At 34.3% G+C, this 22217-nt stretch carries 15 protein-coding genes; 7 read left to right on the top strand and 8 right to left on the bottom strand.

The annotated features are described in order from the left end of the window. The first annotated feature begins 128 nt into the window (after positions 1–128). Positions 129–659, top strand: coding sequence for a hypothetical protein (locus tag AC3E9W_RS05150; RefSeq protein WP_488767281.1), 531 nt, complete (start codon positions 129–131; stop codon positions 657–659). Between the two features lie 5 nt (positions 660–664). After that, the gene (locus AC3E9W_RS05145) at positions 665–1198 is read left to right on the top strand and encodes a hypothetical protein (RefSeq protein ID WP_488767279.1); all 534 of its coding nucleotides are present in this window, start codon (positions 665–667) and stop codon (positions 1196–1198) included. Between the two features lie 891 nt (positions 1199–2089). Here the strand turns inward: AC3E9W_RS05145 and gldD are convergent. Genes gldD through mutY form a run of 4 tightly spaced genes read right to left on the bottom strand, consistent with a single transcriptional unit; the run spans position 2090 to position 5493 of the window. Beyond that, positions 2090–2650: a gliding motility lipoprotein GldD gene (gene gldD, locus AC3E9W_RS05140; protein ID WP_488767278.1), complete on the bottom strand. Its 561-nt coding sequence runs from the start codon at positions 2648–2650 to the stop codon at positions 2090–2092. Position 2651: 1 nt separating this feature from the next. Then, positions 2652–3947 carry a gliding motility-associated protein GldE gene (locus AC3E9W_RS05135; RefSeq protein ID WP_488767277.1) on the bottom strand — a complete coding sequence of 432 codons (1296 nt, stop codon included), beginning with the start codon at positions 3945–3947 and terminating at the stop codon, positions 2652–2654. A 26-nt stretch (positions 3948–3973) separates the two neighbouring features. Then, positions 3974–4411, bottom strand: coding sequence for a single-stranded DNA-binding protein (locus tag AC3E9W_RS05130; protein WP_306155842.1), 438 nt, complete (start codon positions 4409–4411; stop codon positions 3974–3976). Between the two features lie 35 nt (positions 4412–4446). Then, on the bottom strand, positions 4447–5493 hold the full coding sequence (gene mutY / locus AC3E9W_RS05125; RefSeq protein WP_488767275.1) for an A/G-specific adenine glycosylase: 1047 nt from the start codon (positions 5491–5493) through the stop codon (positions 4447–4449). Positions 5494–5633: 140 nt separating this feature from the next. Here mutY and AC3E9W_RS05120 point away from each other — a divergent pair, with 140 nt between their 5' ends. Both AC3E9W_RS05120 and AC3E9W_RS05115 read left to right on the top strand, forming a co-directional pair. Further along, entirely contained in the window at positions 5634–5924 is a 291-nt protein-coding gene (locus AC3E9W_RS05120) for an HU family DNA-binding protein (RefSeq protein WP_007805026.1), read from the top strand. A 418-nt stretch (positions 5925–6342) separates the two neighbouring features. Further along, the gene (locus AC3E9W_RS05115; protein WP_306155840.1) at positions 6343–7887 is read left to right on the top strand and encodes an Rne/Rng family ribonuclease; all 1545 of its coding nucleotides are present in this window, start codon (positions 6343–6345) and stop codon (positions 7885–7887) included. A gap of 362 nt (positions 7888–8249) precedes the next feature. On the opposite strand, the gene pbpC is transcribed toward AC3E9W_RS05115, so the two are convergent. The 3 genes from pbpC to AC3E9W_RS05100 all read right to left on the bottom strand — a co-directional run bounded on the left by pbpC (position 8250) and on the right by AC3E9W_RS05100 (position 17186). Further along, the gene (pbpC, locus tag AC3E9W_RS05110; RefSeq protein ID WP_488767274.1) at positions 8250–10625 is read right to left on the bottom strand and encodes a penicillin-binding protein 1C; all 2376 of its coding nucleotides are present in this window, start codon (positions 10623–10625) and stop codon (positions 8250–8252) included. A gap of 214 nt (positions 10626–10839) precedes the next feature. After that, the gene (locus AC3E9W_RS05105; protein ID WP_488767273.1) at positions 10840–16527 is read right to left on the bottom strand and encodes an alpha-2-macroglobulin family protein; all 5688 of its coding nucleotides are present in this window, start codon (positions 16525–16527) and stop codon (positions 10840–10842) included. Positions 16528–16742: 215 nt separating this feature from the next. Further along, complete coding sequence (locus tag AC3E9W_RS05100) at positions 16743–17186, bottom strand: nucleoside deaminase (RefSeq protein ID WP_125722166.1); 444 nt, start codon at positions 17184–17186, stop codon at positions 16743–16745. Positions 17187–17247: 61 nt separating this feature from the next. Here AC3E9W_RS05100 and AC3E9W_RS05095 point away from each other — a divergent pair, with 61 nt between their 5' ends. The 3 genes from AC3E9W_RS05095 to AC3E9W_RS05085 are packed head-to-tail and all read left to right on the top strand — an operon-like array spanning position 17248 to position 20762. Next, the gene (locus AC3E9W_RS05095) at positions 17248–17886 is read left to right on the top strand and encodes a hypothetical protein (RefSeq protein WP_488767272.1); all 639 of its coding nucleotides are present in this window, start codon (positions 17248–17250) and stop codon (positions 17884–17886) included. Between the two features lie 53 nt (positions 17887–17939). Then, the gene (locus AC3E9W_RS05090) at positions 17940–19727 is read left to right on the top strand and encodes a 1-deoxy-D-xylulose-5-phosphate synthase (RefSeq protein ID WP_488767271.1); all 1788 of its coding nucleotides are present in this window, start codon (positions 17940–17942) and stop codon (positions 19725–19727) included. A 33-nt stretch (positions 19728–19760) separates the two neighbouring features. Further along, on the top strand, positions 19761–20762 hold the full coding sequence (locus AC3E9W_RS05085; RefSeq protein ID WP_306155833.1) for a DUF3078 domain-containing protein: 1002 nt from the start codon (positions 19761–19763) through the stop codon (positions 20760–20762). 64 nt (positions 20763–20826) lie between these two features. Here AC3E9W_RS05085 and AC3E9W_RS05080 read toward each other — a convergent pair whose 3' ends face one another. Continuing rightward, positions 20827–22173, bottom strand: coding sequence for a deoxyguanosinetriphosphate triphosphohydrolase (locus AC3E9W_RS05080; protein WP_488767270.1), 1347 nt, complete (start codon positions 22171–22173; stop codon positions 20827–20829). Positions 22174–22217 lie beyond the last annotated feature (44 nt).

Genomic DNA, 22217 nt, shown 5'->3' with positions numbered 1-22217 from the left:
ATCATTACAAACAAATCGTTTGAATTCTTCACTGTACTTAGACTGCCATTTTGATGATGATGTTTTTGAATATCTTTCCATATTTTTACACTTTTGTGTAAACCTATTTTAGGACAAGACATCTTTGTGTGCACGAGCGGGACGCTCGCGCCAGCGTGGAGAATAATATAATTCAAGGAACCAACTACTATGTAACACCTTTTTATGACAATATATCAGATAAAACATATTCATATGGATCTTTTTTAACTCCCGCCAAATTTGATTTGTCAGAATTAAGAGGAGGTTCTATTTCCGTAAATTTAGGTGCTAAAGAAAAATTTAATAATCCTAGTAATTCTAAAAATGCTAATTTTACTAATCAATTATTTAGCGATTCTAGTTATACCATTACTAGTTATGGTTATTTAAACTTTGAGCCCACAGTAGAAAATATACGAGCGACAGTAATAATTCATGAAGGCTTAGTACATGGGAAATGGCGTTTTGGAGATACTAATTCATTACATAGAATTGCATATCTCGCTGTTATTAATAGTAATTTATTTAAAAATACTACAGATAAATTTAAATTACATAATTTAAATGGAGCAAGAACCTATATGCTTAGTGAGACAGCTAATGAATTGCAAGAAGTAATAATTGGAGGAAAAAATTAAATTGTATGAAAATTAAATTATTATATATTATTTTATTATTATTTTTTATCAGTTGCAAGTATGATCAAAATCCAAAAAAAAACAATAAAACACTTCATTTAGAAAATAAGAAAAATACTACTTTTAATAATTTGCTAACAAAAGCGAATAATGTATCTATTGAAATTTATGAACACAATGATCGAAACAGTACATCTATGATTGGCTTTACTATAAACTTAGAAAAAAACAATCCCTATATACGATATTCGCGTTTTACTAAAAATTTATCTCGCAACTCCATGAAAGACAGTCTTCTCTTACAAAAAAAAGAGCGAGTAATCATTGATAATTTCTTCTCAACAAAAAATAACAAATTAAAAGAACTCTATTGGGATTCAATAAGTGAAGGCCGCATTCGAAAAATTTATTTTTTAGAAAACAGTAAAGCTATTTTAAAAGAAGTCAAAATAGTAGGCGAACCAAGTAACGTAAGTTTTTTAAAAGAAAGTTGTGATTTTTTATTTAGCAAAGTTAGTACTAAAGATTCTATTAAATAAACAAAAGCTCCGGAGAAATTTACTTTTTCATTACATTGTAACTTTATTCTAAGAATCCCTTAGCTGACTTTAAATAGTGATTTCTGATTATCTTAATTACTTTGTAAACATAAATTTAGTATTCTAAAATTCAAACCTTAAACAAAAACTTTAAACTATCTTATCTCAGACACGAGTATATCGTTTTTTTAAGCTATCCAATTTGAAGAATATCTTATATTTTTACAAAAGCGAGAAAAATATTCGATATGTTGAAAAATATATTAAATTTTTTAATTTTAACTCTTAAATTCAAAAAATGAATTAGTAAAAAAGGTGTTCAAATTTGAACACCTTTTTTAGTATATATTTGTTGAGAAACTGCTTGGATGAACGAGCGGGACGCTCGCGCCAGTATAGGCAAACTATTTTTCAATTAAAAATTAAAAAATGTATTATTTCATTTTAACTACGTTAGTTTGTGTAACAAATTATTCTTTTTATAAAATTCTAAAAAAACAATCCAATTTAGTGAGATTACTTATCTTTTGTATAGTATTTTTTTTCACTACAGTTTTAATCGCTAAATTCTATAATTTTATTAGGAGCGAAAGTATGCCAGAAGGAGGTAGTGTGTTTATTTTTTTGAGTTTTAGCTGGATGATTTCAGTGCTATATTTTTTTAAAAAAATCAATAATATGAGAGTAAATGTCGCAGAAAAAATTAATTTAGAACAATACTTTGGAAATATTACATTTCTTGAAATTTCTACTTTTTTTGTAACTATTTTCCAACTTTACTTAATTTTTTCTCGTATAATTTACAAACTACATTAAGCTATATAAATATTATCTACATAACTCTTGCAATAACAATAACAAAAAAGGATTCAAATCGAATCCTTTTTATTTTTACTTCCACTTCAAAGTCTCCATCAACCTCTGCATATCATTTTTAACATAACTCGCGGCAGGCATAATCGAGTCAAAGTTTGGTTTGGCATAAAAATACATCGAACCTATTAAGAAATGTTTTGTACTGTCGGTAACGTAAAACTGAGAATTTGTCGCTGCGTTTCCGTCTACTTGATAAAACATTCCGTAAACCTTTTTCTGTGGATTTAAATACGGCTGTTCTAAAATATCATCGGCTTTAATTACGTGCTCGTAAGTTAGTTTTTGGGCGTCGCGTAACAATTTATCAATATTGCCATTTACGGGCTTATACGTCAAATAAATGGTCGCTTTCATCTTTGGGTACGTGATTGCAAAACCGCATTCCTTCTCGCCTTTTATAATCGCATCTTCATTCATCTGAAAAGCAAACGGACAATTGTTTTCAAAGTTCACATATTTTGCTTCTGGATAATCCAATCGCAGGTAACTCGCTGGTTTTGGCAAAACATCATTTTTACAGCTTATAACCGTTAGCGCAAGCAAAATTGTCGTTATTGAAAGTATTTTATTTAACATTTTAATTTATTGTAACTTTTATTTGTTTTACACGCTTTTTATCTACTGTTTCTACGGTGAAAATACAGTTTTCAAAAGGCACTTTTTGATCTTTTTTCGGAAAATTACCTAAAATCTCGAGAATAAATCCCGCCAAAGTTTCTGCTTCTCCTTTGTGAGACTCAAAAACATCTTCGTCAACATCGACAATTCTGTAGAAATCTTTCAGGTTTATTTTTCCTTCAAAAAGAAAATTATTTTCATCAATCTGCGAGAAGTTCAGATTTTCATCGTCAAACTCATCGCTAATATCTCCCACTATTTCTTCGATAACATCTTCTAACGAAACTAATCCTGATGTTCCGCCATATTCATCAACCACAATCGCCAAATGGCTTTTCAAACTCTGAAAATCCTTCAAAAGATTGTCCAATTTTTTATTCTCAGGGACAAAAAAAGCTTCCCTAATTAAAGAAGTCCAATCAAATTCTTCTTTATCAATATGAGGCAGCAAATCTTTTACGAAAAGCACACCTTCAATTTGATCGATATTATCGCGATAAACGGGAATTCTTGAAAAACCTGTTTCTATTATTTTAGGATAAATCTCTGCAAATGTTTCGGATATTTCCAATGCAAAAATATCAATTCTCGGACTCATTACCTGCTTTGTATCGGTATTTCCAAAAGAAACAATTCCTTCCAGAATCTTCTGTTCTTCTGTCGAAGTTCCCTCAGAATCGGTTAATTCTAAAGCCTGAGAAAGCTGATTGATGGAAAAATTATTTTTTTGTTTGCCCAATTTATGCTGCAAATATAAAGTAACAGCGCGCATTGGCAAACTTATAGGAGAAAGGACTTTATCTAGAAAAGCCAGCGGATAAGCAACTCGCTTAGCAAAACGAATACTATTTCTGCTTGCATAAACTTTTGGAAGAACTTCGCTAAATAATAAAATTAGAAAAGTAACTACGATTACTTCTAGTGTGAATTTAAATGCTGGCGAACTTACATTGACAAAAATATTTTGTCCCATATAAGCAAATAGGATTACTACGCCAATATTAAAAAAATTGTTGGCAACCAGTAGCGTTGCCAAAAGCTTTTTAGGCTTGTCCAGTAAATTTGAAATAATTTTTCCTCTTGCAGGATTATCGTTTAAAGAATCATCAATATCTTGCTGTGATAAAGAAAAAAGGGCTACTTCAGCACCAGAAACAATGGCTGAAAGAAATAGCAAAATAAAAATTCCGACGAAACCAATAATTAAATTAGCGTCAAAATTTGTAGAAAAAAGTAAACTGGGCTCTGGGTCCAAACTGTATAAAATTAGTTAAACGTCACTTAGAAGGGCAGATCATTTATTGGCAGTCCTTCAGGAGCATCAAAGTTAGCATTTTTTGCCGACTCTGTATCCTGGTTTTGTTTCGTATAAGCAGTTTCTTTTTTTGTTGTCAGGAAAGTAAACTCCGTAACCTGAATTTCTGTTGTATATTTTGTCGTTCCGTCTTCTGTCTGCCACTGACGAGATTTTATTCTACCTTCCACATAAATTTTATCTCCTTTAGAAAGATATTTTTCGCAAATCTCTGCCGCTTTATTACGCACAACCAAATTATGCCATTCTGTAGAAGTAATCTTTTCATTGGTCGTTTTATTGATATACACTTCATTTGTAGCCAGCTGAAAACGTCCGATGCAGTTTCCTCCATCAAAATAATGCATCTTTACATCATCGCCTAAATGGCCAATAAGCATCACTTTATTTAATGTTCCGTTCATAGTTTTGGTGGTATTTCTCCCAAAGATACATTTTTTTAGCAATTTATTTCTTGCTTTTCTATAAAATTATATATGACAATTGGAAAAGGAAAAGTTTTTAATTTTTGAGAATCCACTCCGTTTTTAATTTCTTCTTTTATCTTAATTTTCCAAAATTGTATATGCAAATGCTGATGCGAAAGCTTATGTATAAGAGTCGATTCGCTGCAATCTTCTATACTTATAATAGTATACTCTGGAAAAATTTCATTCTTGATCGTTTTAGAAACCACATCAAAATCTATTATTGACGGAGTTTCCAAAAGCGGAAACTCATATAGATTATGCCAGATTCCTTTTTGTGTTCTTTTCTGAATTAATGTATTTCCTAAAACATCTTCCAAAATAAGATAATTAAAGAATCGATTGGTGACTTTTACTTTTTTCGACTTAACAGGAAGCACATTAACTTTTCCTTTTTGCAATGCAGCACAGCTTTCGTTAAAAACACAAACCGAACAGTTTGGACTTTTAGGCACACACTGCAGCGCACCAAACTCCATTATGGCCTGATTAAAAATAGCCGGACTATCTATAGGCATTAACTCGTTTGCCAAAGCCGCAAATTCTTTCTTGGTTGCTGGAAGTGCAATATCCGATTCAATATCAAAAAAACGAGCTAGAACCCGAAACACGTTTCCGTCTACAACAGGAACTGATTCATTATAAGAAAAAGAAGCAATTGCGGCGGCTGTATATTCTCCTACTCCTTTTAGTTTTAAAAGTTCTTTATAAGAATCAGGAAAAATGCCATTTAAGTCATTACTTATATATTGAGCCGTTTTATGAAGATTTCTAGCTCGAGAATAATACCCTAAACCTTGCCAAAGTTTCAAAACTTTCTCTTCTGAGGCATCTGCCAAATCTTTCACAGTAGGAAATTCCTTCGTAAATGAAAAAAAATATGGCATTCCTTGAGCAACTCGCGTTTGCTGAAGCATAATTTCTGAGAGCCAAATTTGGTACGGATCGACCGTTTTTCGCCACGGTAAATCACGCTTGTTTTGTAAATACCATTTTATCAATATGTTAGAAAAATCCATTCGAAAATACTTAGATTGCAAAAGTAAATGTTTATGTAATTAAAATTTAACGATTTAGCTTGATTAATTATTTTTTTAATTCCTATATTTGCAAACTCAAAAAAATAGTACACCATTTATAAAATAAAATAGGAAAGAAAATGACGAAAGCAGATATCGTAGCGAAGATTTCAGAGAAGCTAGGTCTTGAAAAAGGAGACGTTCAAGCAACAGTAGAAACTTTTATGGAAGAAGTTAAAACTTCTTTAGAGACTGGAGACAATGTATACCTAAGAGGTTTCGGTAGTTTTATCGTTAAAACTAGAGCTGAAAAAACTGGAAGAAACATTTCTAAAAACACTACTATTAAAATTCCAGCACACAACATTCCTGCGTTTAAACCTGCAAAAGTTTTTGTAGAAGGAGTTAAAACTAACAACGAAGCAAAATAATATTAATTAACATAAAATCTGACACGATATGCCAAGTGGTAAAAAAAGAAAGAGACATAAGGTAGCGACTCACAAACGTAAAAAAAGAGCGAGAGCTAACCGCCACAAAAAGAAAAAGTAGTTTTAAACTACTTTTTTCTTTTTAAAAGTTCATTGAAATTTGGGAAATTTCAAAAATTCCAAAAAATAAAATCCAAAATCCAAAAACTAAGAAAACAATACCGTTTTCAATTGGAATTTGGAATTTAAAAATTGAAATTTAATTTTCCCTCCGGGTATAATACCTGTTTAAAATATTGTTTAATCCATCTGTAGATAAGATTTTAGATTTTAGATTTCAGATTTTAGATTTTTTTCTAAGTCTATATTCTTTTCTCTTTAGTTCTATTTTCTGAAAAAACAGATAAAAATTTACAGTGTGAATAAAGAATTAATCATTAGATCTAGTTCTGAAGCCGTAGATTTTGCCTTATTAAAAGATGGAAAACTAATTGAATTACACAAAGAAGAAGAGAAAAGCAATTTTCAGGTTGGTGATATTTTTATTGCCAAAATCAGAAAACCAGTTGCCGGACTTAATGCTGCTTTTGTAAATGTAGGCTTCGAAAAAGATGCCTTTTTACATTATCACGATTTAGGTCCAAACTTAGCTTCCCAGCTGAAATTCATAAAACTTGTAAGCGCAGGTAAATTAAAAGATTTCTCCCTAAAAACCTTTCAGTTTGAAAAAGAGATTGACAAAGATGGCATCATTACTGATATTTTAAGTGCCAATCAATCTGTTTTAGTTCAAGTAGTTAAAGAACCTATATCAACCAAAGGACCAAGAATAAGTGCTGAGCTTTCTCTTGCCGGAAGATTTATTGTTCTAGTTCCTTTTTCTGATCGCGTTTCTATTTCTCAAAAAATAGAAGACAAAAAAGAAAAGGATCGTCTAAAAAAACTTGTTCTATCGATCAAACCTAAAGGATTTGGTGTTATTGTTCGTACAGTAGCAGAAGGCAAAAACGTAGCCGAATTAGAAAAAGATTTGCAGAACCTGCTTAGCAGATGGTCTGCAATGTGTAAAAAATTACCAACTGCTCATCATCCGTCAAAAGTATTAGGAGAGCTTAACAGAGCTTCTTCAATATTAAGAGATGTATTCAATGATACCTTTAGCGGTATCCAAATAGATGATGAAGAGTTGTACCATCAAACGAAGGAATATCTGCAAGAAATTGCCCCTTCAAAACAATCGATTGTTAAGTTTTATCAATCAAATGACACTCCGATTTTTGAGAAATACAATATAGAGAGACAAATCAAAACTTCTTTTGGCCGAACTGTTTCCATGAGTAAAGGTGCTTATCTTATTATAGAACACACCGAAGCTCTTCACGTTATAGACGTAAACAGCGGAAACCGTTCTAACAAAGCGACCAACCAAGAAGATACTGCCATGGAAGTAAATATGATTGCCGCTGCTGAAATCGCAAGACAACTACGTCTGCGTGATATGGGCGGAATAATCGTAGTTGATTTTATCGATATGTCTAATCCTGAAAATAGGAAAGTTTTGTTCGACTTCTTGCGAGAAGAAATGAGCGACGATAAAGCAAAACATAAAATATTACCGCCAAGTAAATTTGGACTTGTCCAGATTACCAGACAGCGAGTAAGACCAGAAGTTAACATTAAAACTAGAGAAGAAGATCCAAATAAAGTAAATGGTGAAATTGAAGCACCAATACTAATAATTGACAAGATCACCTCTGATTTAGAAAGACTTTTAAAAACCCACAATAAAGTTGTGCTTAACACACATCCGTTTGTGGCTGCATACCTCAGCAAAGGTTTTCCATCATTACGTTCAAAATGGTTTTTTGAACATAAGAAATGGGTGAAAATCATACCTCGTGACGCTTACACGTACTTAGAATATCATTTCTACGATAATAAAGGAAATGTTATTTCAGAATAAAATCAAAACCGCTTTTCGAAAGATTAGCGGTTTTTTTATGTGTCATTGCGAAGAATGAAGCTATCTCATTTGGATTTTCAATTTGATTTTAGAAATTTTTAGGAGCAATTTCCAGCTATCCGTTCCAATCTTTTGCTTTTTAAAGAAAAAAGCAAAAGGATTTCCACTTCTATCTGGGCTAGGGTTCCGTTTTTCCAGAAAAAATTTATCGATTAAAAGGATGCATTTGTCACCCTGAGCGAAGTCGAAGGGCGCTCCAATTGGCACGTGAGCTTCGACTCCGCTCAGCCAGACAAGAAGTCAACTACAAAAAAGTTTTTTTTAAAATTTGGAATTTTAAAGCATTGGAATTTCTTTCAATTTTATTCCCTCACAATTTCAATCTTCCTTCTAATTTCATTTCCAGAAGCATCTACAACCGTAATATAATGCGTCCCTGTTGTTGGCGTAATGGGCAATTCATGAAACGTTTTAGTTGTTGCTTTATACACATTATCAACATACCAGAATAGTTCTTTATCTCTTTCAGAATAAGCGACTTTCAAAATTACAGGCTGCACGTTACTGCTGAAGTCTTTCGTTAAATAGATTTTACTGTTTGCTTTAGGATAAATAAAATCCATTGTGGTGGTTTGCGTTCCTTCACAGCCTTCTTTAAATGGTGGTAAAGGCAAATATTCAATATGCTGACTCTTGTAATACCACGCCATAACCGGAGGAAGTACAAACCAGTTTTTAGTCACTATATTATCAATGTTTTCGCAACTACTGTTTACCTGAAATTGTTCTGTTTTATCTAAATGAATCGTTTTATGATACGGACAAACCTTGGTAGATTTTCCTTTTTTAGTAACCCATTGTTTGATTTTCGGACAATTATCTTTCGCTAGATAACCGCTTAATCGGCAAACCTCAACTTCTGCCAAATCTTTGTACGGCGTATCAAACCATCTTTGTCTTGGCAATAAATTAAAAACATCAAACAAAATAGGCGCTGCACTGGTAACTCCTGTTAATGTCGGTCTTCCTTCTCCAGTTGCATTTCCAACCCAAACTCCGACTACATATCTTGAATTTGTTCCAATTGCCCAAGCATCTCGATTTCCAAAACTGGTTCCCGTTTTCCAAGCAATTTTAAGCGAACTGTCATAAAACTTCCAAGCTTCGTCTCCTTCTGGCCTGTTGACTTCTTCCATTGCGTTGTAAGTCAGCCAAATTGAACCTGCTCCCAAAATATTCTTTTGATTGGTTTCTGAACCAAAATCGGGCTTAAAATCATTTTTATAATTGAGTTCGGTAAATTCGTTAGTTCGATATTGTCCTTTATTTTTATTGAAATAATTGACCGTAGAAGAAAGATTCGCATACGTACGGCATAAATCCCATAAATTACTTTCAGCACCTCCTAAAATCAGCGATAAACCGTAATGATCGGGTGTTTTATTAATATTCTTTAATTTAAATTTCTGCAATTCTTCATAAAATTTATTCACTCCAAAATCCTGAAGCATTAAAACTGCGGGAATATTTAACGAACGTGACAAGGCGCGATGCGCTGGAACAGCTCCGTCAAAAGTCAGATTGAAATTCTGAGGTGTATAACCCGAAATTTGTGTTGGAATATCGGCAATTAAAGTATTCGGCAATAACTCTCCATCATCAAGCATAGCGCCGTACAGAAGCGGTTTTAAGATACTTCCCGTACTTCTTGGCGCATCAATAATATCCACGTCTTTTTGATGATCGGTGTCTGCTGGAGCATTTCCAACATAACTCATTACATTTCGGCTTTGAACATCAATGACCAAAATCGCCAGATTATGAACTTCGTTCTGCTTGTACTGATTGTAGTAATATCGTGCAATTTGATTGACTCTATTTTGTAAAGCATAATCAATTGTGGTTTTTACTCTTGTTCCTTCTTCGCTTTTTGCTACTCTTTGAAGCAAATGCGGTGCGATTTGAGGCAAATCATACGGTTTTTGAGGTAATGGCTCTTCTATCGAAAGTTCGTACGTCTGTTTATCGATAATTCCTTCCTGATGCAGTTTTAACAGAAGTCGGTTTCGTTTGTTTAATAGCTTTATTTGATTTTTTCCCGGATAAATTAAACTTGGTGCATTCGGTAAAACCGCCAAAACCGCATTTTCTGCCCATGACAACTGATTCGATTGAACGCCAAAATAACGCCAAGAAGCCATTTCGAGTCCGACAACATTTCCTCCAAATGGTGCATGTGCGGCGTACATTTCAAGAATTTCATTTTTAGAATAACCTAATTCCAATCTTGTCGCCAGAATAATTTCGATTAGTTTTTCGAAATAAGTTCTGTTTTTTCCCTTTCGCGAAAGCCTAATAACTTGCTGTGTTAATGTACTTCCGCCTCTAACTACTTTTCCCGCTTTTCTATTTTGTTTAAAAGCATTAATCATCGCTCCGGGATTAAAACCTGGATGTTTATAAAAATATTCGTCTTCGAAATAAACAATGCATTTTTTAAATTTATCGGAAACACTGTCCTGTGCAGGAAAACGCCATTGTCCGTCACGGGCAATTTTAGCGCCTAACAATTCTCCTTCTTTGCTTTCGATAACGGTCGAATAAGGTTCTTTGAATAAAGTACGTGGTATCGAAAAATAGTAAATCAGCAAGAGCAGAAATGCAATTGCTGATTTTATCTTATTCTTTTTTATCCAATTGATAATGCGCTGAAAGAACGCTTTTATTTTATTTTTCAATACTTATTTTTTTACCGCAAAGACGCAAAGATTTACGCAAAGTTCGCAAAGTTTTTCTCTCGCAGATTTTGCAGATTGCGCAGATTTAATTTTATCTGCTTGATCTGCAAAATCTGCGGGAAACCTTTTTTGTTACATTTTTTTTTAGCCACAGATTACAAAGATTAAAAGGATTTAAATCTGTGTTAATGTGTGAAATCTGTGGCTATATAAATTACTTCACAACCTCGACCCAGAATCCTTTTGTTCTGGCTAAGAATGTATTATCATACATCGCTTCACATTGCAATCCAGGCAGATAATAATTTCCTAAATACGATGCATTCAGCAGAATTCTGAAAACTTTGGTTTCTCTGGCCTTCATTCCGAAATAGAAATTCGTTCTGTCGTCGCGTATATCGATATAATCCGCAATATTGTTTACAGCATCTCCATAATCTGTGAAACGGGTATTTACAATTTCGAATCCTGAAGGAAGAATTTGCGATAGCGCTACGTTTTGAACACTTTCTCCTCTTTGGTTTTTAATCGTTACTTCTGCTACAAATTCAGTTCCTTGACTAATTTTCGAAACATTGATTACACTTCCTTTTCTGTTTTTGAAAACAATAGAAGCTGTAACATCACTTTGAACCGCATTTTCTTGTCCGATTGGCAATATTCCAGTATTCAAGACGCGAACATAAACCGTATTGGCTTTATTGTTTTTCAGCGTGATACTATTTGAACCAGAAGCGACAGAAAGACTGCGATCTGCAACCGATTTACCTGTATTTATAGTTTCTCCTTTTCCGTTTTTACTAAACTGGATATTGATTCCTTTTGGACCGTTGCTCACCGCAAATTTTGACATCGCGTACAAGCAGTAAGCCGTTGTCTGCGTACTCATCCATTGATTAGCCGACATTTCTTTTGCTAATTTTGTTGCTGTAACAAAAGCTTTTTGTTTTTGATCTAAAAGCAGCATCGTTTCCAAAGCCATTGCCCTATTTCTTTCGCTTGAACCATAATAGTAATAGCTGTAGCCGTCTGAACTTCCATCGATACTCGTTTTCAAGAACAGACTTTGTCCAGCCGATTTCTGACCTGCTAAAACATAAGCCGCCGCCAAACGAAGCATACTTTCGTTCGAAATGCCTTTTGTTTCTCTTAATCTGTTCATTGCTGATAAATCGGCATTTCCAGCTAAAGCTAAAGTGTACAAACGATATGCTTGCGCTAAATCATTTCCGTATTTCGGTTCAAAACGCCATTGTTTAGCTTCTTTTTGCTGGTATGACAACCATTTTGATTTAAAATTAATTGGCAATACATATCCTTTTTTCTCTGCTTCAATTAAGAAATGTCCAGCATAAGAAGTTCCCCAATCGTCTGCAATTGCATTTCCTTGCCAGTATGGCATTCCACCATTAGACAATTGGAAATTACCTAATCTTGCAATTCCGGCAGCAATATTTTTCTGAATCAGATCTTTTCGTTTTGCATCAATATCAGCAACATCTCCTAAATACAATTGTGGAAAAACAGATGAAGTCGTCTGTTCTACACAGCCGTGTGGATATTGAATCAAGAATTGTAATCTTCCATTCAAATTCATAGAAGGCATTGATGAAACTTCTAATCGCGCTTTGTTGCTACCTGCGATTCCAAATGTTTTCCATGAAATGATTTTGGTGCTATTTGGCGTTAAAACAACGTCTGTAAAAGTACTCGTTACTGGATTCGGATTTGTCATATCGATTTCCACATCGTAAACTGATTTCTCGCTTCCTGAAGTTGCGATTACCTGAACTTTTGCAATTCCTGTAGCCGAACCGACAACCAAATTAAAATAAGCCATTTTTTCATCTGGCTGAGCAAAATTCAATCGTTGAACAGCACTTCCCATTACTTTCAATCCGTTGCTGGTTTTTACTTGAATCAAAACATTTTTGATTTTATTTTCTGTAGCAAAAACAGTTACTGGAAGCGTTACTTTTTCTGATGGTGAAATCTTTCTTGGCAACGAAGCCAAAACCATCAGCGGACTCTTAACCTGAGTTGCTTTTTCTACACTTCCGTACGCGCTTGTATTCGCATCTCCTGCCACAACCATTGTTCGAACAGAACCAATGTATTTTGGCAATTTTAACTGATGTGATTTTGTTTCTCCTTTTCCTAATTTAAATGGTCCATAGTACAATACCACTGGCTTAAAACGGTTTGCTTTTTTAGCTTTTCCGCCACCTAAATCCTGATCTCCACCAATACTGAAAATCTGATTTATTTTTCCGCCGTAAGCTCCTATTACATCATCGTAAACGTCCCAGGTTTTTACTCCTAAAGCTTCACGAACATAGAAACTGTCCCAAGCATTTGGCGTTTTAAAACGAGTTAAATCCAAAAGTCCTTCGTCTACAACTGCAATAGTATAAGTCATTTCTTTACCTGATTTTTCACCCACTTTTACTGTAAACGGCTGTTCTGGTCTTAAGACATCTGGCATATTAAGAGTTGGTGCCAAAATGGTATTCTTATCTACCACTTCGATTGGCACAATTCCGTACATACGAATCGGGGAATCGTTTTTAGTTGATGCGTGAGGTTGTAATAATGTGATATTAAAATATACGTTTGGTGCCATTGCTCCCGTAATTGGAACTTCAACTTTTGTTTCTCCTTTTTTGGTTTCTGCCCAAATCGTCTGCACTACTTTCGATCCGTTTTCTATTGAAATCAACGCACGTCCGCCTTCACTTGATGGGAAAGAAATTTGCGCTTTTTCTCCAACAGCATAATTTTTCTTATCGGTAGAAAACACCAACATATTAGCTGTAGAAGCATCTCTGTTGCGTGTTTTTCCAGACCAGATTGGCCAGTCGATATTTACGGTTAAGGAAGTCGCGTGACCATCCTGCTGATCTTCAACACGAATTAAATAACGTCCCCATTCTTCATCTGTCAAGGCAAATTGGAAACTTCCTTTTCCGCTAGAATCGGTATTAATGACAAAAGTTTTATACGAAGTTGTTGAGTTTGATGAGTTATAATTCGACAAATTATCGCTCGAAGAATCCCACCACCATCTCCAGTCTACTTTGTAAACTCGTACTTCAAGATTGCGGACTGATTTTGGCCTGCCGTTTTCATCAACTGTTACCACCTCAAAACGATTATTTGTTCTGGTTTCCAACATGCTGTACTTGTTTAGTTCCGGTGTTTTCAAACCTACATAAGTTTTGTACGGAGAATAAGTTGTTGACATCACATCGGTACTAAAATCACCGCCTTCTTCATACACTTTTGTAATAAACGAAGCGCGTAACATTCCTGGTGCCTGACCTTGCAATCTTGGCTGAATGTTTACAGAAGCTTTTCCGCTTTCGTTTAATTTGCCTGAGAATACATTGATTTCTTCTGTACTAAACTGGCGTACAATATCATCAAAAGTATATTTTTCAAAACCTTTAAAAGTTGTGGTTTGCTGAGAGAATTTAGCCTGCATTTCTACATTCAGATTCTTAGCAATTGCTCCATGAAGCCAAGTTACTTCCAGATTATCTGTATTTGGATACGATGCCGAAAGTGTTTTTCTGCTAAAGATATTTTTGATTTTTAAACGATTTGGTTTAATCGTTTCAATCTTGATGCTCTTATAAAATTTGGCACCTCCAACGCTTACCATTGCTTCCCAGTTTCCTGTTGGCGCATCTTGGTTTGTCGGAACTGTAAAAGCATAGTGATTTAAATCATTCGTTTTCTGAACGGTCTGATAAACCGTTTTTCCGTTCGGATCATTTAATCTGAACTTAATTGGATGCGATTTCGGCAATTTATTCGCTGCATCATTCAAGATAAATGATAAATACAAATTATCTCCCGGACGCCAAACGCCTCTTTCTCCATAAATAAATCCTTTTAAGCCTTTCTGTAAAGTCTCTCCCGCAACATCAAAATTACTTACCGATAAAGAAAGTCCGTCATCCAACTTCACATAAGTCGACTGATCGCCTAAAGTTACGATCGCGAAATAAGCGAATTTATCCAATTGGAAAGACGCAATACCTTCGCTGCTTGTAGCTTCCGTTGCTATTTTCTGCTGTTGGAAATTATATAAATCTACTCTCGCATTTGAAACTGGCTCCGTTGTAACAATATTGTTTACAGCAAACAAATACGATTTATTTTCTCCTCTTTTGGCAATAACTCCTAAATCTGAAGCTAAAATATTGGTTGCAATTCGAGCATTGTAAAAATAAGAACCCGTACAAGGATCCTGACTTTCTCTCCAATCGTAATCGTCATAATAATAGTAATCGTCGTAAGAGTTTCCGCTGTAGTTTACGTCATTTTCATCCACTTCTTCTTCCTCGGTTTCGTCATCATTTCCTTCGGAAGTTTCACATTTGTACAGCGAATATTTCTTTTTATAAACAAATTCAACTCTGTAAATTGCTCCTGGTTCTGGTTTAATAATTTTAGATAAATCTAAAGCATAGGTATTCCATTTTGTGAGATTTACGAGCGTGCTTTCTCTTAAATTTAAAGTGGTTTTGGCAATTGGCTGCGCGACTTTTTTGAGGTTTTGCCCGCCATTTAATTCATTATACTGCAAAAACTGAAGAATATTATTTTTGTAAATCTTATACACTTTTACATCTACAGCGCTCAGATTTACAGCTTCAAAATTCAATTTCAAATTATTCGAACTTGGCAGAATCGTTCCGTTTTTAACAAAACGAATGTTTGGTTTAATCTGATCAAAAGAGATTTTTTCGCTGTAATTATTTTCCAGTTTTTTACCGTACTGGCTTTCAATTCCCTGAAAAACTTCCAGTAATAATTCGCCTGTCACTACTTGCTCTGGTTCTTCATCAGGCACATATTCAACCGCTTCTTCTACAACTGCAGCAGCCGAATCTACTGCAACCGCGGCTGAGTCAACTACTACTGCAGCTGAATCTACTGCGACTGCAGCTGGTTCTTCTACAGCAACAGCTACTGGCTCTTCTTTTTTAGGCGTATTTTGGTTTGTAAAATATACTTTCAGTAAATTTCCTTGTGTTGAAAATTTTAGATTATTAGTATTTTGAATCGAAACCAATCCCGCAAAATCCTGCCCTTTTTCTAAAGGCTCAGAAAAATTAATTAAAACCTGCTGATTGTTTCCGTCTGGCACTTCAACTTTTATGACTTTAAATTCGTTGATGCTCGTAATAGGGAAATCAATTTGACCTTTTTGATCGATATCAAAATCATTTCCATCATAAATAATTTCTAAATTTGAAGCTTCAGATTGACGTTGAATACTGTCAATTATAAAATGAAATTCTTTTCCAGAAGACACATTTTTATCAAACTTAATATTGAGATCATTCCCGTTATGTTTGGCTTTAATCAGCTTAATTGCCGTTTCCAAATCAATATTATCTGCTACTTTTAAAGTACAGTTTAAATACTGATATTCTTTACTATACGACTGAATATCTCCCGCATTTATGGTAAAATCCTGTTTAACGGTTTTAACTGTAAAATTGAATTTAGACAATTCTTTTTCCTTCTCTTTCGGAATCGCAGTCAGCTTATCTAAGTTTAAAGTAACTTGATATTCTGTACCCATTTTCAGTTTTTTCTCTGGAATAAAAGCTATAGTATTCGTAGAAAGCGCTATGACTTTTCCGTGAACACTTGGCGAAATATCAAACAAATCGTCATCTAATTCCTGATTTGGTTTCCAATCATTTTTATCGAATGCCAAAACCACGCGTATATCAGAATCTGCCGAAACGATACCGCCCGTAAAACTGGCAATGTAATCTTTAAATAATGAAAAATCGGAATTGAAATCTGCAGCTGATTTACGCCCGCAGGATTGAAAAATAAAAAACACAAAAAATGCGAGAAATAGTCCTTTTGCTTTCACTTCTATCTACAGTTAATCGGTTAATAAACTAGTAATTTAAATGTATCATGCCATTAAAATTAACAGCAAAACCCAAAATTAAATTATGATAAAAGTAAATTATTTTCTGAATTTCTTAAGAAGAAAATTCTCTAATAATGATTATTTAACTTTTGTTGAAGTTTCTCAAATACTTAAAACTCCTTATAGTGCATCAGAAAGGTATCTATTGAAATTTATTTACGTCTTTCCAGAAAAAAACGTTTCATTAAATCGGCTGCTTCATTTGCCATTACACCCGAAACCACAGTTGTTTTAGGATGCAATTTTGTTCCCATATTCAAGAATCCGCGCTGTTCGTCGCGAGCGCCAAAAACTATTTTAGAAATCTGGCTCCAATACAAAGCACCTGCACACATCTGGCAAGGCTCTAAAGTAACATAAAGCGTACAGTCTTTTAAATATTTTCCGCCAAGAAAATTAGCTGCGGCTGTAATAGACTGCATTTCAGCATGAGCCGTTACATCGTTTAGCAATTCAGTCAGATTATGGCTTCTTGCGATAACTTTATCGGCTACCACAATAACAGCTCCTACAGGAATTTCGCCTTTTAAGTAGGCTTCTTCTGCTTCCTGCAAAGCTTTCTTCATAAAATATTCGTCTGTAAAAGGATTTTCCATAATTGCAAAAGTAAAACTTTACACTTTAATTTTTATTACATTTAAACCTTGAAATTCGAGTATGAAAACAAAACATAAAATAACTGCTAAAATAAATTGCAAATTGTTTTCGCCAACACTGTATGCAGTTATTAGTGTGGCTTTTTTCAGTTGCCAAAACAAAGAAGTTAAAAACTCAGAAATTACAAATGTTGAAGTTTCCAAAGATACTTCAACATCAAAATCAGTTGCTTTAGATACAACTGCAATAAACAAGAAAAAGACAGAGCAAACTCCACGAGATTTAACGAAAGCCGAACAAACTGAATTAAAACAAACAACATCAATCGCATCTAAAGAAATTGAGGCAAACAAAACTTCAAAAACTGATAAAGCAAAAAAAGAAGATTTTTCACCAACTCTAAAACCTCTTTCAAATATAAATGCAGAATTTCCTGGCGGCATTGACCAGTTTCATACTTTTTTTATGAAAGAATATAAAAAGCCACAAGATGTTAATTACTGGAAACTCAATTTCACTCTAGCCTTTGCGGTAGAAAAAAATGGTTCTGTTTCCTTTCTTGAATGTTCTCCAGCGGTTGAAGAACCCTTGCAAAAAGAAATTATCAGGGTTTTAAGTTTATGTCCGAAATGGCAGCCTGGCGAATCGAACGGAAAAAAAACCAGAATGCAATATTCTGTGCCTATTTTATTGAAATAAGACGTTGTAAAAGAAATTAAATTTAAAACCGTAAATTTGCTTTTTACCTTACAATGAAAAGCGATTTACTTCCCAACATATATAATCCTGCTGATTTACGTCTTTTAAAAGAAGAACAGCTTACTCAGGTTGCTCAGGAACTTCGTCAGTTTATTATTGACATTGTTTCTGTAAAAGAAGGTCATTTAGGAGCGAGTCTCGGCGTTGTCGAACTTACAATTGCACTGCATTATGTTTTTAACACTCCAGATGATTTATTGGTTTGGGATGTGGGACATCAGGCGTACGGACATAAAATCCTGACGGAAAGAAAAGAAATTTTCCACACCAACAGGCAAATTGATGGAGTTTCTGGTTTCCCAAAAAGAAGTGAAAGCGTTTATGACACTTTTGGCGTTGGCCACTCTTCTACTTCAATTTCTGCAGCGCTCGGAATGGCGATTGCTTCTAAACTAAAAGGCGATTTTGAAAAAGAGCATATTGCGATTATTGGCGATGCGTCTATCGCAAGCGGAATGGCGTTTGAAGGTCTTAATCACGCTGGAGTTACAGATGCTAATATTCTGGTAATTCTTAACGATAACGCCATCGGAATTGATCCAAGTGTGGGCGCTTTAAAAAAATACCTTACTTCGGTTAAAAACGGAAAAAATCCGAGACAGAATAACATTATAAAATCGCTGAATTTTGATTATTCTGGCCCTATCGACGGTCATGATCTTCCGAAATTGATTAAAGAATTAAATCGTTTAAAAAAGATAAAAGGTCCAAAATTTCTTCACATTGTAACTACAAAAGGAAAAGGATTGCAGCAGGCAGAAGAAAATCAGGTCAAATATCATGCACCTGGAAAATTTGATGCTTCAACGGGAGAAATTCATTTAAAATCAGAAGAAAATCTTCCTCCAAAATATCAAGATGTTTTTGGCTTGACCATTTTAGATTTAGCCAAAAAGAATGAAAAAATTATAGGAATCACTCCCGCCATGCCATCAGGAAGTTCTTTAAAATTTATGATGGACGAATTGCCCGACCGCGCTTTTGATGTGGGAATTGCCGAACAGCATGCCGTTACTTTGGCAGCAGGAATGGCTACTCAAGGAATGGTTGTGTATTGCAATATTTATTCGACTTTTTTGCAGCGTGCCTACGATCAGGTTATTCATGATGTGGCTTTGCAAAACCTGCCAGTTATTTTTTGCCTCGATCGTGCGGGCTTGGTAGGCGAAGATGGCGCAACGCATCATGGTGTTTTTGACATTGCGTATCTGCGTTCAATTCCGAATATGGTTATCTATGCTCCGTTAAACGAAATTGAATTGCAAAACATTTTGTATACAGTTCAGTTGGGAATAGACCATCCTATTGCCATTCGATATCCAAGAGGCCGCGGAGTCATCCCAAATTGGGAAGTAGAAAATTTCGGACATTACGAAAAAATAAATTGGAACCAAGCAAAATGCCTTAAAGATGGTACGAAAGTTGCTGTGCTATCGACCGGAACAATTGGAAATAATGTTATAGAGGCTCTAAAAGAATCAACCAATTCGGAGGAGATTGCACACTATAATTTTAGCTTTATTAAACCACTAGACATCAACACATTAAATACCATTTTTAAAACTTTCCAAAGCATAATTACAATCGAAGACGGGGTTAAAAATGGTGGTTTTGGAAGTGCTATTTTAGAGTTTGCAGCATCAAATAATTTTAAAAATTCTATTGAAATTTTGGGTGTTCCAGACGAGTTTATAGAGCACGGAACAGTAAATCAACTGCAACAATTGTGTAAAATTGACGTTAAAAGTTTAATAAATCTTTTTTCTAACGGTTCAAAATAATTATTTTGCGACACCAAAAAAAAAATTACCAAAATGAATTTATTGCGTTCTACCCTTTTGCTGTTATTGCTTTTGTGTACTTCTAATAACTTTGCCCAGATTATACAAACCACTTTAAGCCCAAATCAAGCACCTAAACCGCCTTCTAACTGGACACCTAAAAACCAACTTGGTTTTGACCTTTCACAAATTGCTTTTGTCAACTGGAGTGCCGGGGGAACGAGTTCTATCTCAGGTTTATTTAAAGGTGAATTTTCTAGAACATATTTGAAAGGAAATCATAAATGGTTTAACGAACTTATTATGAAATATGGTCTAAATAAGCAGGATGATATTGAAATGAGAAAAACAGATGATGCGGTTCAATTCAACTCTACTTATGGTTTTAGAAAAGATACCGCTTCCAATTGGTATTATTCAGCTAAGTTTAATTTCAACACGCAATTTACAAACGGTTATAATTATCCTAACCGAGATGTGCCAATCTCTAGACCTTTTGCGCCAGCGTATGTCTTTCTAGGAGCCGGAGCGGAGAATTCAAATAAAGAGAAAAATAGAACTTTTTATTTCTCACCTATTACGTTAAAAACTACTTTAGTATTAGATCAAAATTTGGCGAATCAAGGTTCTTTTGGTGTTAAAAAAGCAGTTTATGCACCAGATCCTTTAGACCCGACACAGCAAATTTTAATTGAAGAGGGTCAAAAGGTAAAAGCCGAATTTGGTATACTTTTAACTGGATACATGAAAAGCGAAATTTATAAAAATGTTTTTTATGAAAACAGGCTCACTTTATATACCGACTATTTAAACCGCTTTGGAAATGTGGATGTTGATTATGATACACGGTTGGACTTGGTTGTAAATGCTTATGTTAAAGCTAATATCGGCGTTCATATTATTTATGATGATGACATTAAAAATAAAAAGGACGTTATTGATCCAACTACAGGAACAAAAAGCCAGGTTACCGAAGGACCAAAAATGCAATTAAGACAAGTTTTGGGTGTTGGTCTGGTTTATGCTTTCAAATAAAAGAGAAAAATACAGCTATAAAAAAAGCTTCTTTTAGAATATTTCTGAAAGAAGCTTTTTCTTTTTAACGCTTTTTTTGTCCCTGAATCATTTCATACAGTTCAAGCGCATTTCCGTCTGTTAAGAGCGAAACGTAATGACAAATATGCAATAGACGCTCATACAAATTGGTTTTGTCTAAATGATGCTTTTCTGGCAGCATTTTCAAAATCAATTTATCATAGTTTGAAGCAGTTCCGTCGTATTTATTATTGTATGCTGTTATAAATTTATCCAGCAGCGTTTGGATAATCTGGTAACCCACAATTTCTTTTTCGATTACTTCTCGGCTCTGATAGATTTTTTCAACACTTAGTTTGATAATATCATTCATCTGCGCTTTGTATTTGCTTTTATCTGTTAAAGCATACGGAAAGTTTCCAGCCAAAATTGCTTCTTCATTTTCAACAAAAACATTTACAGCATCATTAATTAAAGTTCCGATTGCCAAAGCTCTTAAATAAGAAATACGATCTTCTTTTGTAGTCAATGATTTGTATTTTGAAACTCCGATATTGTCTTTTACTAGATTAATAAAATATTCTAAAGCAAAGTCTTCAGAAACTAAACCTAGATTTATTCCGTCTTCAAAATCAATAATCGTGTAGCAAATATCATCTGCAGCTTCAACCAAATATGCCAAAGGATGTCTTTCAAAACCAATATCATCTCCAGATTTATTGGCAATCATTCCCATATCTTTAGCGACTTCTTCAAAGAATAATTTATCTGTTTGAAAGAAACCGTATTTTTTATCTGCGATATTATTGGTTGGCTTTTTCGGAAGACTTTCTTTTGGATATTTCATAAAAGCGCCTAAAGTTGCGTACGAAATACGAAGTCCACCTTCAATTCCTGGACGGCTTGCCGTTAGAACTGAAAATCCGTTAGCATTTCCTTCAAAATCAATTAAATCCTGCCATTGCTTATCTGTCAGCTGATTTCTATATTTCTGACCATTTCCGATAGAAAAATATTCTCCAATCGCTTTTTCACCAGAATGTCCAAAAGGCGGATTTCCGATGTCGTGCGCCAATGAAGCTGCCGCCACAATAGCTCCGAAATCATTCATGTGATAACCGTGAACTTCTTTCAAGTACGGATATTTCTCGATAATCTTTTTTCCTACCAAACGTCCAAGCGAACGTCCGACAACAGAAACTTCCAAACTATGCGTTAAACGCGTGTGCACGAAGTCTGTTTTAGAAAGCGGAATAACTTGTGTTTTATCTTGTAAACTTCTAAAAGCAGCAGAGAAAATAATTCGGTCATAATCGACTTCAAATCCTAAACGAGTATCATCTTGTTCCATACGTAATCTTTTGCCTGTATCGCCTTGCTTCTTTAGAGATAAAAGTTGTTCCCAGTTCATTTTAAAATTTTAGATTTCTGATTTTAGATTTTAGATTGAGGATC

This window comes from Flavobacterium sp. 38, assembly GCF_057799715.1.
Note: the sequence above shows the minus strand (reverse complement) of the source record. Positions and strands in the feature narration are given on the sequence as shown.

What these genes read in the sequence shown, in the direction of transcription:
- AC3E9W_RS05145 (WP_488767279.1), top strand. Translation starts at nt 665, where the DNA reads ATGAAAATTAAATTATTATATATTATTTTATTATTATTTTTTATCAGT.
- gldD (WP_488767278.1), bottom strand. Translation starts at nt 2,650, where the DNA reads ATGTTAAATAAAATACTTTCAATAACGACAATTTTGCTTGCGCTAACG.
- AC3E9W_RS05130 (WP_306155842.1), bottom strand. Translation starts at nt 4,411, where the DNA reads ATGAACGGAACATTAAATAAAGTGATGCTTATTGGCCATTTAGGCGAT.
- mutY (WP_488767275.1), bottom strand. Translation starts at nt 5,493, where the DNA reads ATGGATTTTTCTAACATATTGATAAAATGGTATTTACAAAACAAGCGT.
- AC3E9W_RS05120 (WP_007805026.1), top strand. Translation starts at nt 5,634, where the DNA reads ATGACGAAAGCAGATATCGTAGCGAAGATTTCAGAGAAGCTAGGTCTT.
- AC3E9W_RS05100 (WP_125722166.1), bottom strand. Translation starts at nt 17,186, where the DNA reads ATGGAAAATCCTTTTACAGACGAATATTTTATGAAGAAAGCTTTGCAG.
- AC3E9W_RS05095 (WP_488767272.1), top strand. Translation starts at nt 17,248, where the DNA reads ATGAAAACAAAACATAAAATAACTGCTAAAATAAATTGCAAATTGTTT.
- AC3E9W_RS05090 (WP_488767271.1), top strand. Translation starts at nt 17,940, where the DNA reads ATGAAAAGCGATTTACTTCCCAACATATATAATCCTGCTGATTTACGT.
- AC3E9W_RS05085 (WP_306155833.1), top strand. Translation starts at nt 19,761, where the DNA reads ATGAATTTATTGCGTTCTACCCTTTTGCTGTTATTGCTTTTGTGTACT.
- AC3E9W_RS05080 (WP_488767270.1), bottom strand. Translation starts at nt 22,173, where the DNA reads ATGAACTGGGAACAACTTTTATCTCTAAAGAAGCAAGGCGATACAGGC.